Origin of the sequence: Nitrosarchaeum koreense MY1 (genome assembly GCF_000220175.1) — an archaeon.
GTDB lineage: Archaea > Thermoproteota > Nitrososphaeria > Nitrososphaerales > Nitrosopumilaceae > Nitrosarchaeum > Nitrosarchaeum koreense.
Genome location: NZ_AFPU01000001.1, coordinates 343854 through 357086 on the forward strand (window position 1 = coordinate 343854; position 13233 = coordinate 357086).

The 13233-nt window shown below is 34.0% G+C and carries 18 protein-coding genes and 2 tRNA genes; 13 read left to right on the top strand and 7 right to left on the bottom strand.

Translation table 11 applies throughout. From position 1 onward, the window contains the following. Positions 1–133: 133 nt before the first annotated feature. Positions 134–1447 (top strand): cation:proton antiporter domain-containing protein, encoded by a 1314-nt coding sequence (locus tag MY1_RS01970; protein ID WP_048109447.1) that lies wholly within the window; start codon positions 134–136, stop codon positions 1445–1447. Further along, positions 1440–1871, top strand: a complete 432-nt coding sequence (locus MY1_RS01975) for a hypothetical protein (RefSeq protein WP_007549863.1) — start codon at positions 1440–1442, stop codon at positions 1869–1871. Before MY1_RS01970 ends, MY1_RS01975 begins: the two co-directional genes overlap by 8 nt. 1 nt (position 1872) lies before the next feature. On the opposite strand, the gene MY1_RS01980 is transcribed toward MY1_RS01975, so the two are convergent. Beyond that, positions 1873–1949 (bottom strand) — tRNA-Gly (locus MY1_RS01980). Positions 1950–2012: 63 nt separating this feature from the next. Between MY1_RS01980 and MY1_RS01985 the strand changes: the two genes are divergently transcribed. Continuing rightward, positions 2013–2276 (top strand): hypothetical protein, encoded by a 264-nt coding sequence (locus MY1_RS01985; protein ID WP_048109448.1) that lies wholly within the window; start codon positions 2013–2015, stop codon positions 2274–2276. Here MY1_RS01985 and MY1_RS01990 read toward each other — a convergent pair. After that, a complete protein-coding gene (locus MY1_RS01990) occupies positions 2268–2777 on the bottom strand; it encodes a 50S ribosomal protein L16 (RefSeq protein ID WP_007549865.1) in 510 nt (169 codons plus the stop codon). The genes MY1_RS01985 and MY1_RS01990 overlap by 9 nt on opposite strands. A gap of 95 nt (positions 2778–2872) precedes the next feature. Between MY1_RS01990 and endA the strand changes: the two genes are divergently transcribed. Then, positions 2873–3436 carry a tRNA-intron lyase gene (endA, locus tag MY1_RS01995; protein ID WP_048110277.1) on the top strand — a complete coding sequence of 188 codons (564 nt, stop codon included), beginning with the start codon at positions 2873–2875 and terminating at the stop codon, positions 3434–3436. Here the strand turns inward: endA and MY1_RS02000 are convergent. Next, positions 3433–4086 (bottom strand): phospholipase D-like domain-containing protein, encoded by a 654-nt coding sequence (locus tag MY1_RS02000; protein WP_048109450.1) that lies wholly within the window; start codon positions 4084–4086, stop codon positions 3433–3435. The two genes, endA and MY1_RS02000, sit on opposite strands and share 4 nt — an antisense overlap. Before the next feature lie 123 nt (positions 4087–4209). On the opposite strand from MY1_RS02000, the gene MY1_RS02005 reads away from it, so the two are divergent. Continuing rightward, the gene (locus tag MY1_RS02005; RefSeq protein ID WP_237698777.1) at positions 4210–5622 is read left to right on the top strand and encodes an MFS transporter; all 1413 of its coding nucleotides are present in this window, start codon (positions 4210–4212) and stop codon (positions 5620–5622) included. A 36-nt stretch (positions 5623–5658) separates the two neighbouring features. Here MY1_RS02005 and MY1_RS02010 read toward each other — a convergent pair. Then, positions 5659–5734 (bottom strand) — tRNA-Glu (locus MY1_RS02010). Between the two features lie 110 nt (positions 5735–5844). Here MY1_RS02010 and MY1_RS02015 point away from each other — a divergent pair. Together MY1_RS02015 and MY1_RS09785 are read left to right on the top strand one after the other, a co-directional pair. Next, on the top strand, positions 5845–6729 hold the full coding sequence (locus MY1_RS02015) for a hypothetical protein (RefSeq protein ID WP_007549870.1): 885 nt from the start codon (positions 5845–5847) through the stop codon (positions 6727–6729). A 53-nt stretch (positions 6730–6782) separates the two neighbouring features. Further along, positions 6783–6926 carry a hypothetical protein gene (locus tag MY1_RS09785; RefSeq protein ID WP_007549872.1) on the top strand — a complete coding sequence of 48 codons (144 nt, stop codon included), beginning with the start codon at positions 6783–6785 and terminating at the stop codon, positions 6924–6926. Between the two features lie 35 nt (positions 6927–6961). Here MY1_RS09785 and MY1_RS09790 read toward each other — a convergent pair whose 3' ends face one another. Beyond that, entirely contained in the window at positions 6962–7126 is a 165-nt protein-coding gene (locus MY1_RS09790) for a hypothetical protein (RefSeq protein WP_007549874.1), read from the bottom strand. An 80-nt stretch (positions 7127–7206) separates the two neighbouring features. On the opposite strand from MY1_RS09790, the gene MY1_RS02020 reads away from it, so the two are divergent. Together MY1_RS02020 and MY1_RS02025 are read left to right on the top strand one after the other, a co-directional pair. After that, positions 7207–8721, top strand: coding sequence for a peptidase (locus MY1_RS02020; protein ID WP_048109452.1), 1515 nt, complete (start codon positions 7207–7209; stop codon positions 8719–8721). 50 nt (positions 8722–8771) lie between these two features. Continuing rightward, positions 8772–9131: a tetratricopeptide repeat protein gene (locus MY1_RS02025; RefSeq protein WP_007549876.1), complete on the top strand. Its 360-nt coding sequence runs from the start codon at positions 8772–8774 to the stop codon at positions 9129–9131. A 5-nt stretch (positions 9132–9136) separates the two neighbouring features. On the opposite strand, the gene MY1_RS02030 is transcribed toward MY1_RS02025, so the two are convergent. Next, complete coding sequence (locus tag MY1_RS02030; RefSeq protein WP_007549877.1) at positions 9137–9613, bottom strand: hypothetical protein; 477 nt, start codon at positions 9611–9613, stop codon at positions 9137–9139. Positions 9614–9694: 81 nt separating this feature from the next. Here MY1_RS02030 and MY1_RS02035 point away from each other — a divergent pair, with 81 nt between their 5' ends. Next, positions 9695–10339: a hypothetical protein gene (locus MY1_RS02035; protein WP_048109459.1), complete on the top strand. Its 645-nt coding sequence runs from the start codon at positions 9695–9697 to the stop codon at positions 10337–10339. Here MY1_RS02035 and MY1_RS02040 read toward each other — a convergent pair. Next, a complete protein-coding gene (locus MY1_RS02040; protein WP_048109462.1) occupies positions 10323–10640 on the bottom strand; it encodes a nitroreductase/quinone reductase family protein in 318 nt (105 codons plus the stop codon). The genes MY1_RS02035 and MY1_RS02040 overlap by 17 nt on opposite strands. A gap of 87 nt (positions 10641–10727) precedes the next feature. On the opposite strand from MY1_RS02040, the gene MY1_RS02045 reads away from it, so the two are divergent. From MY1_RS02045 to MY1_RS02055, 3 genes are all read left to right on the top strand, one after another. Next, positions 10728–11180: a PRC-barrel domain-containing protein gene (locus tag MY1_RS02045; protein WP_048109464.1), complete on the top strand. Its 453-nt coding sequence runs from the start codon at positions 10728–10730 to the stop codon at positions 11178–11180. A gap of 201 nt (positions 11181–11381) precedes the next feature. Continuing rightward, positions 11382–12377: a daunorubicin resistance protein DrrA family ABC transporter ATP-binding protein gene (locus MY1_RS02050; protein ID WP_007549881.1), complete on the top strand. Its 996-nt coding sequence runs from the start codon at positions 11382–11384 to the stop codon at positions 12375–12377. Continuing rightward, the gene (locus MY1_RS02055) at positions 12374–13159 is read left to right on the top strand and encodes an ABC transporter permease (protein WP_048109471.1); all 786 of its coding nucleotides are present in this window, start codon (positions 12374–12376) and stop codon (positions 13157–13159) included. The genes MY1_RS02050 and MY1_RS02055 overlap by 4 nt, the downstream gene beginning before the upstream one ends. Positions 13160–13233 lie beyond the last annotated feature (74 nt).

A 13233-nucleotide genomic window follows, 5' to 3' on the forward strand; every position in this document is an offset into this window, starting at 1 on the left:
ACTCATCATTCTGCAATTAGACTAATGAACATTAAGCATAAAGAGGTTCAAAATCTAACTAATTGAAAAAATATTGTTGAATTCTTTTTGCTGTATGCGCAACTGTTTTTAAACAAATTTGTTCAAGCTTATTGTGGATATCTCTTTTCTTCAGATTGACCTGTCTGGAATTTCTACAATATTTGAACAGTTTATAGCTGTCTTTAATCCAATTACTGACTTTCATCGATCATTTGTCACAGATTTAGCTTTTATCATGATTATTGGGGCAATTGTGACTCTTGCTTTCTTTAAAATTAAACAACCTCTGATCATTGGATATCTTTTTGCTGGTATGTTGTTGGGACCTTTGTCTCCTCTTTGGTCTTGGCTTATTCCTCCTGTGGGTATTCCTGATGTGATGAAAGGTGTGGGAATTCTAACTGATTTATCAGCACTTAATCTTTTTTCAGAAATTGGCGTTATACTACTTCTTTTTGTAATAGGAATTGAATTTCCTTATGCAAAAATCAAAAGCATTGGAAAAATGGCTATCGGTGTTGGTACGGTTGGCCTGTTTATGACACTTGGTGTAATCTTTTATGCTGCAACTGTGCTTGGATTAAATTCCATGGATTCGCTGTTTATTGCTGCAGCACTTTCAATTTCCAGTACTGCTGTTATTGTAAAGATTTTAGAAGAGATGGGAAGAATCAAACGAGAATCAACTATTCTTGTATTGGGAATATTGATTGTAGAAGACATAATTGCTGTAATTTTAATTTCATCTTTACAATCAATCGCTTTGGTTGGAACTGTATCCATAGAATCTGTTTTGATTGTAATTATTGTTGCAATCGGAATGATTGCTGGAACATTTACTCTTGGAACCCGACTCATCACACCTCTGATAGATAGAGTAGCGGCAACTGAGCATCGTGAAATTTTGTTACTTAGTGTATTAGGTGTATGTTTTGGTTACGCTTTATTGGCAAATCTTGTTGGTTTGTCCGTTGCTATAGGGGCGTTTCTTGCAGGAGTGCTAGTTGCAGAATCTAAATCATCTGAAGTTTCCAAACTATTGGCTAGTCCAATTAAAGACATGTTCGTAGCTATCTTTTTCATATCAGTTGGTGCACTGATGGATGTTTCTCAACTTCAAAACTACATTATCTTGGCAATTGCACTAATTGCAATTGCAATTGGTATGAAATTTGGAGGAAACATTATTGGCAGTATTATATTCCGTCAAAAACGTGGAAAGGCAATTCGCTCTGCATTCACACTAGCTGCTCCTAGAGGAGAATTTTCAATTGTTATAATCAAAACTGGAGTTGATATTGGTGCTGTAAGCACATTTTTGTTCCCATTGATCGGTGTGATATCTATTGTTACTGCGTTTATCACACCATTTATGGTACGTGCCAGTGATAAGGTAATACCAATATTTGAAAAGAAAAATGTCTGATGAACTAAAAAAATTATCTGAACAAGTTCATGATGGTGTAACCACATTTGATTTTGAAGGAAAAGATGTTCCATGTATTATTTTAGAAGAAAGAAAGTATGACGAAATAATTTCTAAAGTTGCTGGAAAGTCTCTTGTGATTAATACTGATCTTAACATATTGCAAGATGGGCTAGGTCATGTTTTTGTAGAGGTTGTCTTGACATTTTCTCAAGACGGAATTGTTGAAAAACTTTTAATCAATGCAAACAAAGATTTGTTCTTTTTTGAGTCTCTTGCAAAAACTTCAATGATTGCACTCTCCTCCCCAAAATCTACATATGGAAAAGATAATGTCTTTATGATTCAGCTACCCAAGCCTGAAAAAGCTGAAAACGCGTTAGAAATCATACGACGCGGGTTGGAACAAAATAATCAAAGATAGATGGTGCAGTTACCGGGATTTGAACCCGGGTCACGAACTTGGCAAGCTCGAATATTAACCAAACTGTACTATAACTGCAACAATCCTAAGGGATGAATTTGGATATTAAACTGTTTTTAACTAATGTAACGTAGTTAACCTATGGATGAAATACTGATGGAGAAAATTAAGCAAAAGATTCATGATACTATTTCAAACAAAGAGGAAATACAACAACTAATTCAATTCCTTTCTAATATTGATGATTCAAAATCATTTGCACTTGGTATTGTTGTTGGAAGACTATACAACGCATTTTATTATCAAACAAAAAGAATTCTAGGTCGTGAACCAACAGACGTTGAATTTGCAGAATTTTTAGAATTTGTTAAAAGTAGAAAATCAGATTTAGAAAATTTATGGTGACATCTTTTTTTGCCAGTCAATTACTTTGATGTTTGGAGTTCCTGGTATTTTGACACATGCACTTCTGAGAGCTTCTTTTGCTTTTTCTAGGTGTGGTGCATTAACATAAAATTCCATAATGCATTGATTGCGTGCAACTCTTGCTCCCAAGCTTGTAGCTTTACCCCAAGCTCTTCTCATTCCTTCTGAAATTCTATCTGCACCTGCAGTTGCAACCATTTTATTTTCTCTTAATAATACATGAGGGTAAATTCTTAGTCTACCAAAATAACCTGTTTCGCCAGTAGCCTCTTCGAGTTTTTTACTTGCTGATAATCTGCATGATTCAATTGCCATGTGTCTTATCTGGACTTTTTCGTTTAAGAGTAATTGGACACAATAATCATAGTTTGCCCTCTTTCCTCCTTGGAATTTTGCAATTTTTATCTGTGGATTGCCTTTGATGAAGTCTTTTCTACAGAATGGTTGCCCCTTTCCAACTCTATAATTAGCGCCATGCATGATAATTCAACCCTGAATGCCCATATTTTAACGGTTAGACAACCTCCATTCGTATCTCCAATGCTTATATGGAAAACCATCAACCTTCTCTCATTATGGAAGAAACCCCTTTAGTGAAAGGCGAATTGATCTCAGAACAAACTTGTGTCACCGATAAAGAAATGATTCATGAACTTCAACTCAAAGGGTTTGGAGAAATTGAAAAAGAAAAATTATTTTTAAAGTCATTTGAGTCTCTTTATCTGTTATATTCAGATAAACTAATTCTTCGTAAGGGCAAAAAGCAAATTAATTTTGATGACTTGTTGAGTGTCTGCCAAAAAAATGATCCTGAAACCCTAACAAAATTTTTGATCTATCGAGATTTGAAAACTAGAGGATATGTCGTAAAAGACGGATTTGGATTTGGTTCTGACTTTAGGGTTTATGAAAGAGGACAATTCGGTGAAAAAGGAGCAAAATTTCTAATTTTTGGTCTCAATGAAGGTCAGCAAGAAAAAATGGGTACTCTTCAGAAAAAGATTGAACAAATAACTCAGATGGGTAAAGAACCTGTAATTGCTGTTATTGAAAGACGTGGAGAAGTAATTTATTATAAAATTAATCGAATGAATTTTTATGAAAACAAAGCAGGTCTAGAAGAACTGTCTCAACTTTAAACTTCAAACACCCATTCAGGTGAATATTTCAAAAGATTGTTTCTTTCTGCTTCCATAAAGTCATGAACTTGAACAAATTTTGTTTTGTTTTCCCACAAGTCTTCGAAATCTTTAATCTTTCTCTCTATTCGTGATTTATCATTCCATGATGTAAATACATCCACTGATTCAAAATCTCTAACGTTGGTAGAAAGCGATGATGAAGTTCCAGTAAATGCCACTGCATCTCCAGTTCCATCTTTGAATATCCCAATTCTTTCTGAAAACAAATTGGAAACCATTTCTGAATTTGTAATTGCTATTTTTAATTCAATTTGGCCATTATTTATGAAATCTTGCAGCTTTTGAATTTTAATGTCTCTGATTAACTTTCCATCAAAACGTTTGGTGTATTTTTCATTGAAGAGTTTTGTTAGTAGGTTAAGATCTCCTATTTTGAATTTATTGCCTGTGACCATTCTTAATCTTGCTTTACCTGAAGTAAAATTATCAAAACCCATTGCAATGCCTGCTAGATTTCGGATTGACAAAAAATCTACACATCTATCATATTCTGTACATGTAGATAGACACGGAAAGAAAAATTCTGCAACTATATCATTTCTATCTGAACGGTACTCTTCTTCGAACTTGATATCTCGTAATCGCAATATTTTTTTAATATAATTTTGTTATTTAAACAAACAATTCTTTGCCAACTATGATCAAATCTTGTATTTCTTTTTCATGTAAAGATATTTTAAACTTGAAAATTGGATTTTGTTGCTCATAAATTGACAGTAAAAAATGAAAAGATTACTCGTTCAGCTTGGTTTATCCTTGGAACCCTTAGTTGTTTGGGATTAATTGCCATGTATGCTGAAACGATGATCTTACCAGCAATACCTACACTTATCGAAGAATTTGTTATGCCCTATAGCACATCCTCGTGGATTTTATCCTCATACATGATTGCAGGCGCAGTTGCAACCCCAATTGCTGGCAAATTATCTGACGTGTATGGTAGAAAGAAAGTTTTGCTGATTGTAATGTCAATTTACTCTGCAGGAATTTTAGCTGGAGGATTTGCAGATAGCTTACCATTTATGATTGCAGCAAGAGTAGCTCAAGGAGTGGGTATCTCCATGTTCCCAATCGCATTTGGAATAATTAGGGAGGTGTTGCCTGAAAAGAAATTAGCAGTTGGACAGTCTATTTTTACTGCAACATTTCCAGCTGGTGCTACGTTAGGTTTGTTGATGGGTGCAAATATTATTCAAAATTATGGCTGGCATGCAACATTCTTTACCGTTTTTCCTATTGCAGTGTTGCTTGGTTTGTTCATATTAAAATTCATTCATGTAAAATCATTATCAAGTATTTCAGAAAATAAAATTTCTTTAGACATCAAAGGTTCCATCTTTCTTGCCATTACAATAATTTCATTTCTAGTTGGTATTTCTTACTTGGAAAACAATACCGAGGATGTCATTGAATCTATTTTATTTTTTGTTATAACCGTTACATCATTAATAATATTTATCGCAATAGAGAAGAAAGTACAATCACCGTTAATTGACATGAAACTCTTGAAAAACAAAATGCTGCTTTTTGGAATGCTGATTTTGCTTATTGCAGGATTATGCACTTTCATGGTGTATCAAACAATTCCAATTATGATACAAAGCCCACAACCATTAGGTTTTGGAGGTTCTGAACTAACAACTGCCACTGTACAGATGCCATTTATGATAATCTTTCTAGTTGGTAGTATCTTGTCAGGTTTTGCATTAGAGAAGATTGGAAATAAGAGGCTCACTGTAATTGGAACAGTAGTAGGTGCTATTGGATTTTTTAGTCTTCTCATGTTCCATTCTACAGATTACATGGTAACAGTTACTCTAGCGATAATTGCTGCAGGGTTGTCGCTTGCATTTATTGGTGGATTTAACATTGTTTTGTTATCTACTCCAATTCAATTTGCAGGAATAGCACTTGGCATGACATTGCTTTTTAATTTGATTGGTCAATCCATTGGACCTTCTATTGCAGGAATGTTTCAGCAAATGCATCAAGGTACAATAGAGGGAATTTCAGGTAGCTTTCCAACCCATGAGGCATACACTATGATTTTTGTTACTGCATTTGCAATATCACTTGTATCAGTTGCTTTTGCCATTACGCTAAACCGAAAAATTATTGCATAAATCGAACCTAAAATTAATGGATTATCAAAAATTAAATGCTCCCGTCGGGATTTGAACCCGAGATCACTGCCTTGAGAGGGCAGTATGCTTAGCCGGACTACACCACAGGAGCTTGTTCCAAAACAATCTCCATCTCAATTTAAAGGAAATGTTTTGACAATGAGTCTTTGGTAAAAATTAGTAAGTACGTTGCTTTATACAAAATTCCAAATTAATAATTTTATGGACTTGAAAAAATTTATCGCAGATCAATCTTTGACAAATTTCCCTGTTGGTTTTGGAGGATGTAGATCAATTAATTCATTTTTTGATTCATGTGACTATGATATTACAATATTTGACAATAAATCTGAGACAGAAAAAATTATCTCATATGATAATAACTTTATAAAAATTCATCATGGCTCATTAAATGAAACTAATTCTAACATTCTTGTAAAATATGATGGAATGCAAATTATTCATGATGAATCATGGGAACTTCGAATGTTTCTTTCAAAAATAAAAGAGAAACGTTCTATTCTTTACACAGATAATGCAAAAAATTGTCTGTTTAGCTCTCTTTTTTGTTGTGAAAAAACTAAAGAAGGAATTAACACTTCAAATGTATTTTCATCTTGTTGGCAAATCTGTGCATCTTATTTTTTAGCTGATGCAATTTATTCTCTAAATCTATCTGCTCCAAATCCTACTCATATGTTGGATATGATGCGAAAATTCAAGAAAAATCAAATAAATGAGCATATCTCAACTGTGACTCAAACTGTCGGAATTGAAAGAGCTACTCTTCCTCTTTTAGACAGAATGATCAAATCTACCATCGGTTTTTCTGATAAAGTAGAACAAAATAATCACTCAAAAATAATTCAACAAAAATCAGACTATTTCATAAAAAACTCAATGCTCTCGGATTGCTATTTTTACTTGGGATACATAAATCGAGATAATTTTGAAAAGATCAAAGACAAAATTGACCACCAGCCAGATCTAATCCATATCCTTAGAGTCGCCTTTGATATTGAAGCTGACTCTAATCTGCTTGAACAGCAGGCAAAACTCATTCAAAAATCGTGCAATACTGTTCTAAGCCTTGTCTCTGGTGCGTAATTTTCCACAATCTTGTACTAACATTTTAAAATAAGTAATTACATTGCGTATCTATGACAGATCAAGCATGTGGATGCGAAGCAGATAGCGGCGATCCAACTTACTCATGTGATTGTGATATGCAAGGTCATTGTATATGCAGCGCAGATTGCAAATGTAAAACTGACGTTTGTAAAGAAGCAGTCAAACAACTGTAAATCAAAGTTGTTTTAATTTTATTTTTTCTTTTTAATTATTCTTCTTCCTCTAATCCCCAAGATTTTACTAGTTCTTTTTGGAATTTGTCGGATTGTTTTTCATCTAATGAAAATCCACAATTTTTATGAGTTGGAACTACAGTCATTCCGTCAAGCTTAAACTCTACTTCATACAAGTGAACTTTTGAGCATTCACACATTCCGTAAATTCTTGATTTTTCCTCTATATTTGCTTATTTGAATAACGTTTAACTATCCGTAATGTGCATTTTTTTGTGAAATGAAGACATTGTTTTTAGTTTTAGTTATTTCTTCAATCCTGATTTTAGGTTCATATGCTATTCCAACTGCAATGGCTCAAGTTCAAGCAGGTGGTGTTGAACTTCCAGGTGATCCAACATGGTTTGCAGGAGAAGGTCTCAAAAAAGGTGATTTCTTTTCATATTCAATGTGTCATGTGGATTATAGAGAATGCGTTCCTTTTGAAATGGATATGTGGATTAAAGGTGATAAAGCAGCAGGATCTGAACAAAAGTGGCTTGTAGATGTTGTAGTTTATGATGGAAATAAAGTGATTAAAGGAAACATGGAAATTGGAAAACTAGCTCCTGAACCATCTGGCGGTACTGAAAATCTTTCTGTATATAGGGGTGCATTCAAATCATCTATTGTCTGGTTATCTGCTTTTGCAAATGGATATGATGAAAGTGGTGATAAAGGACCAAAAAAATTTTCTGCTAAATCTTGGGGTAAAATTGCAAACATTGGTGGCGAGCAAGTGGTTCCATTCGCTATTGAAAAAGTAACTGTCAAAGCTGGAACCTTTGATACTGTTGTTATATCTTGGAAGACTGGTGGTGTTAGAAGCAATGTTTGGGTAGTTGATAATTTCCCATTCCCAGTTAAAGCTCATACATACACACATGTTTCATCTGGAATTCCTCCAACAGAATATCAGTTTGAATTATTAGATTACAAAGAAAATGTTGTCAATGATCCTTTTGCAAAAGTTATTTCTACTGAAGATAATTCTAATTTCCAAGGATGTCCAAGTACCGATTCTCTGAATAAATCCGTAAAAAGACCTACTAAAAACTTTGAATACCAAATTCATGCTTACTATAGTCCAGATTTCCCTGTTGAGGGATGTCCAATGAAATGGCAGATAAACTTCCTTAGTAAATTTCACGACACAGAATTTTTGAATCAAGTTCAGTTTGATCTAATGGTTGTAGATGACAAATTCACTTTACCACCATTACGTTCTGTTGCACAAGATCAGGGTTATCAATATCTGTATTCACCATCTGGACTAGCTACAATCGATATGACTGTTAACCATAAACCTGGCATTGCTCATTTTGTTGTCTATGTCTATGGATTGGCTCCTCAGGGAATTGTACCATCGAATCCTATTGATTATCTCGTTATTGATCTACCTATATCTGCCAAGTCTGGTGGTTCTACCTCAAATATCCCCTCTTGGATTAAAAATAATGCCGGATGGTGGGCCGATGGCTCAATTGACGATAACTCCTTTGTTCAAGGAATTCAGTTTTTGATAAAAGAAAACATAATTAAAATTCCACCAACATCCCAGGGCACCAGTTCTACTGCTAAACAAATTCCATCTTGGATTAAAAATAATGCCGGATGGTGGGCCGATGGCTCAATTGACGATAAATCCTTTATCGAAGGACTCCAGTTTTTGATCAAAGAAGGAATAATGAAAGTTCCTCGAGCAGATTCAACCTCTAGCTCGAGTAGTTCTGGCCCTGCCTCATGGCTTGATTAAAGATACTTTTTTTATGTACATTCAAATTGTTTGATTTTAAAGTTGATTAAATGACCGGTTTATTCAGCTATCCAAAACGACGTCTCAAAAAACTAGTTAAAGATGGGGATTATTCAGAGGCACTTGAATTTGGAAAGAGCTTGGAGAAAAAATTTTCAAATGATCCTGATTATATGTTTATGATGGGGAGTATCTATTTTATTTTAGAGGATGCAAAAAGAGCAATCCCATATTTTGAAAAGGCATCTAAGATAGAACCTAATGACGTTGAGACTTTGACTCTAAAAACAAATGTTCATCTTGCATTACAACAAAAAGATGAAGCAATTGACTGTTGCAAAAGAATCATAAAACTACAACCAGAAAACTATGAAGCACATGGCCTGCTTGAAAAGTTAGAATCTCTTTAAAACATTTAATCTATTTTCATCTCATATGCATTTTCTAATAGCCAATCACAAAACTTTGTAACGTTTTGATCAAATTCAGTCCAGATGTGAACTGAATGAGGTAAAATGTCAATCTTCCAATTATCTGTAAACACTCTGACCCCTTCTTTGTTATCATACATGTAAGCGTCTTGAACTTTAATATCTCCTAAAACTTCCTTTGCCTTTTCTTTAATCAATTCTCGGTTAATTGGAAATCTCTTTTTATCATAATCTACAATCAAACTAAGATCTCTTTTTCCATACATCTCAAATTCTTCAATTCTTCCTTCTTTTGGAAAATTAACAACTAGTTTGATATTGTATTTCTTGCCAACTTCCTTACCGATCTCTACTATTCTTGCATATGCCATGCCTGGATTTTTCTTTAGCATGAAGCGAATTTGTGGGAGATTGGATTTTAGCTGTTGTTGAAGATCCATTACTATTTCTGTGAATAACATGATATTATTAATTTGAAACTGGTTATATTCATTAATCTTGTGACCTGATTAGTTTTTTTAGATGTAAAAATAATTGTCATTATGGCAATGCCAATGGATTACAACGGTGTACGAATCGATGATGGTTCTGAAAGAACAGACAATGTAAATGATTACAAAATAACTTGCATGGATTTTATCAAAGAAATATCTCATGATTATGAAGCATGGGTTGATTATTACAAACTTCCAGAAGATGAAGACAAAATTAGACGAAATGGAATTCGCTCAACCATAGAAAGAACAAATGACTGGATTGCTAAAGTTGCCCAAACAATCAAAGCAGTTGATGTTGTCATGAATGATGGAATTCAAAAGATGGCAGAATCCACAGCAGGAAAGCCATTGGAGTTTGGTGTTTTTGTAAATGGCAAATCAAGCTATACTATGGCAAAACCTGGAATTATAGATGTAAATGTAAAATCAAGCGGTAGGCAGGGAAGAAAAACAAAACTAGGATTTCATTTTAAAGATGATCGATTTAGAATTGAATCTACATGTGGTGCATTTTTAGATGAAACTGATTTGCCAACAAAAGATTTTGATTTAATGGACATTCATCTCAAACTACATGCAGAAAATGCCAAGCAACGTGATGTCATATCCTTTACTGTTACTGTTAGTGAAATGGAAAATGATGTAGAGTTTGAGCGAAGGGGACTAACCACTATTATTCATATAGTGTAATCTCTATTGCAACTCTTTTTTCTTCTGCTCTTTTTTCGCCTGGATATTTTAACTGCGAAATCTTCTCCTCCAGTTTTTTATCATCAACTACTTTTGCCTTGCCCGTATACCTTGAATTATCAAATTCTATGATTACATCAGGATTTGCAACGGCGTTTTTGAACCAGTCTCCATCTGGTCTGTGTCTTGAAAAATAGATTTTTTCATTATACTTTACAGCACGAAGCATTACTGAATGTATTCTGCCTGTCTTTCTGCCTTTTGTGCTTAATACCGCACGAAATACTTGGCTCATTACCATTAGGCAATACTTCTGTCAAGTAATTTAACCTCATTGCTAGAAAATTATGATATTTGGTATGATAAGCAAATCTGACTACAGTAACTCATGTCAGTTAAACTCGAAGATATGCCTGAAAATACCGCCACAGCAGATGACTTTGTTGGAAAAAAAGTCATAGACAGGGAAGGAATTTCTTATGGCAAAGTCAAACATATTCACATTAATCAAAAAACTCTGATCGTCTCCGGAGTTACCATTCATCAAGGATTTAACAAAGATTATTTTCTTGGTGCTGATTACATTGACAAATTTACAGAGGAAACTTTGCTGCTTGGTAGACCCCCAATTAGAACTGGAATTCCCGCAGTTGACATTGATGGTCATAAAATAGGCAAAGTAAAACGATTACACAAAAACCCAGATACTCACGAACTGGAGTCTATTGAAATTGGAGATGGCCTATTACATTCAAAAATAATCTCTAAATCTGAAATTTGGGGAATTGGCGAAAAACTTATTCTTAAAGTAACAAAAGAAGGATATAAAAAACTAGAATAATTTATTTTAAGAATTCTTAGTTTATGGCTTTTTATTACAATTAAGACAAATAGGAATTCCTTTATCCAATGTAATCTCGACATTTGATGTATGACACTTTTGACAGAGCCCTTTCATGTTGTGACTGACTAAAATGACCTTTAAATTTTTTGTGAGATTATTAACACTTAACAATTTATAATTGCAATAACCGATCAGAGCATGTACTCAGTAGAGACTAGATCTCTTTCAAAAACTTTTGGTACCGTAAAGGCTGTAAATGATATCTCTTTTGCAGTTGAATCCGGTGAAATATTTGGATTTCTTGGTCCTAACGGTGCAGGTAAAAGTACTACAATTATGATACTTACCACGTTACTCAAACCAACATCTGGTCAAGCTATTGTTTCTGGGTTTGATGTAATGACACATGCAAAGCAAGTTCGTCAAAGTATAGGATATGTACAGCAAGAATCTACTGTTGATGAATATCTGTCAGGAAGAGAAAACTTACTGTTACAAGCAAGACTCAATCACATCCCAAAAGATCAAATCAATAAAAGAATCGATGAAATTTTGGAATTAATTGAATTAACTGATAAGCAAAATGACTCTGTAGTTACTTATTCTGGTGGCATGAGAAAGAGATTGGATATTGCAGGCGGATTACTACACCATCCCAAAGTTTTGTTTTTAGACGAGCCTACGGTTGGCTTGGATATCCAAACACGTAGAAAGATTTGGGAGTACATAAAAAAAATACACAAAGAATTTGAGATGACTATCTTTCTTACAACTCACTACATGGAAGAAGCTGATCAGCTATGTGATAGAATTGGAATTATTGATCATGGACAGATTCAAATCATTGATACTCCAGAAAATATGAAAAATGCCATGGGTAATGAAGTGATATCTTTAAAATTTGAAAGCAAAAATCCTGACGATTTTTTATCACAATTACATAAAATTGAATATGTTAAAAAGATAAACAAAGATAATGACAAGTTAACAATTTTTACATCAAACGGAACACAAGTAATTCCTGAAATTTTTAAAATCTCGTCCACACTTGAAATTAAAATTATTTCCATTTCGTTGACTAGGCCAACTTTGGATGATGTCTTTATTTCTTACACCGGTCGGGAAATGAGAGATGATGATGCAGGATTTAATCGAAAACGTGAACATGCAAAAATGAAGAGGCTACGTGCATGAATTCTCTGATGTATGATACCTATACTGTATTTTGGAGAGAGATGAAAAGATACAAAAAATCTCGCAGTGGAGTTTTGATTCGATTAATTCAACCTGCAATCTGGATTATTGTAATTGGTAATACTTTTTCTGGAACTCAACCATTGATTCAATCTGTTGGGTTTGAAGGAGAATATATTGAATTTATGGCGCCAGGTGTGATAATACTTACTGCAATCTTTACTAGTATTTTTGGCGGAGTCAATACTTTGTGGGATAGACGATATGGATTTATGAATAAGGCATTAACATCTCCAATTTCACGTTCCTCTATTGCACTGGGAAAAATGTCTGCAATCTCTTTAATCTCTGCAATGCAAGCTAGTTTGATAGTTGGAATTGCTTTGGCAATCGGTGTAAATTTTCCAAATCTGTTGATGATTGCACCAATTATGGCAATTGTTGTATTGTTTTCTCTTGGTTTTTCTGGAATTTCTGTTATAGTTGCAGCCACTGCAAAGTCTCAGGAGACTTTTTGGGGAGTGATTAATTTTCTTGGGATGCCATTATTTATGTTGAGTCCAGCACTATTTCCTCTTGAATTACTACCTGATTGGTTGGCAACCATAGCAAAATTCAATCCTGTGACCTATACTGTTTTACTTGTTAGAGAGATGATGACTGGAGTTTCAGAAGGAGGAATTTCTGCATTCTTAAGTATTGGAGTAATTGCTGTGTTTGTTTTAGTGATGATTGGTTTGGCAAGCTATGTCTTTACAAGAGAAGTCAACAAACCATTTTAGGAAAAACTAATCTTACTGAACAATTGTTTTGATTTTCTATATAGTTAATAGAGTGATATTGTTTTTTCGTAATC

What these genes read in the sequence shown, in the direction of transcription:
- MY1_RS02045 (WP_048109464.1), top strand. Translation starts at nt 10,728, where the DNA reads ATGTCAGTTAAACTCGAAGATATGCCTGAAAATACCGCCACAGCAGAT.
- MY1_RS02055 (WP_048109471.1), top strand. Translation starts at nt 12,374, where the DNA reads ATGAATTCTCTGATGTATGATACCTATACTGTATTTTGGAGAGAGATG.
- MY1_RS01990 (WP_007549865.1), bottom strand. Translation starts at nt 2,777, where the DNA reads ATGCATGGCGCTAATTATAGAGTTGGAAAGGGGCAACCATTCTGTAGA.
- MY1_RS09785 (WP_007549872.1), top strand. Translation starts at nt 6,783, where the DNA reads ATGACAGATCAAGCATGTGGATGCGAAGCAGATAGCGGCGATCCAACT.
- MY1_RS02035 (WP_048109459.1), top strand. Translation starts at nt 9,695, where the DNA reads ATGGCAATGCCAATGGATTACAACGGTGTACGAATCGATGATGGTTCT.
- MY1_RS02030 (WP_007549877.1), bottom strand. Translation starts at nt 9,613, where the DNA reads ATGTTATTCACAGAAATAGTAATGGATCTTCAACAACAGCTAAAATCC.
- MY1_RS01975 (WP_007549863.1), top strand. Translation starts at nt 1,440, where the DNA reads ATGTCTGATGAACTAAAAAAATTATCTGAACAAGTTCATGATGGTGTA.
- MY1_RS02025 (WP_007549876.1), top strand. Translation starts at nt 8,772, where the DNA reads ATGACCGGTTTATTCAGCTATCCAAAACGACGTCTCAAAAAACTAGTT.
- MY1_RS09790 (WP_007549874.1), bottom strand. Translation starts at nt 7,126, where the DNA reads ATGTGTGAATGCTCAAAAGTTCACTTGTATGAAGTAGAGTTTAAGCTT.
- MY1_RS02015 (WP_007549870.1), top strand. Translation starts at nt 5,845, where the DNA reads ATGGACTTGAAAAAATTTATCGCAGATCAATCTTTGACAAATTTCCCT.
- MY1_RS02050 (WP_007549881.1), top strand. Translation starts at nt 11,382, where the DNA reads ATGTACTCAGTAGAGACTAGATCTCTTTCAAAAACTTTTGGTACCGTA.
- MY1_RS01985 (WP_048109448.1), top strand. Translation starts at nt 2,013, where the DNA reads ATGGATGAAATACTGATGGAGAAAATTAAGCAAAAGATTCATGATACT.
- MY1_RS02020 (WP_048109452.1), top strand. Translation starts at nt 7,207, where the DNA reads ATGAAGACATTGTTTTTAGTTTTAGTTATTTCTTCAATCCTGATTTTA.
- endA (WP_048110277.1), top strand. Translation starts at nt 2,873, where the DNA reads ATGGAAGAAACCCCTTTAGTGAAAGGCGAATTGATCTCAGAACAAACT.
- MY1_RS02040 (WP_048109462.1), bottom strand. Translation starts at nt 10,640, where the DNA reads ATGGTAATGAGCCAAGTATTTCGTGCGGTATTAAGCACAAAAGGCAGA.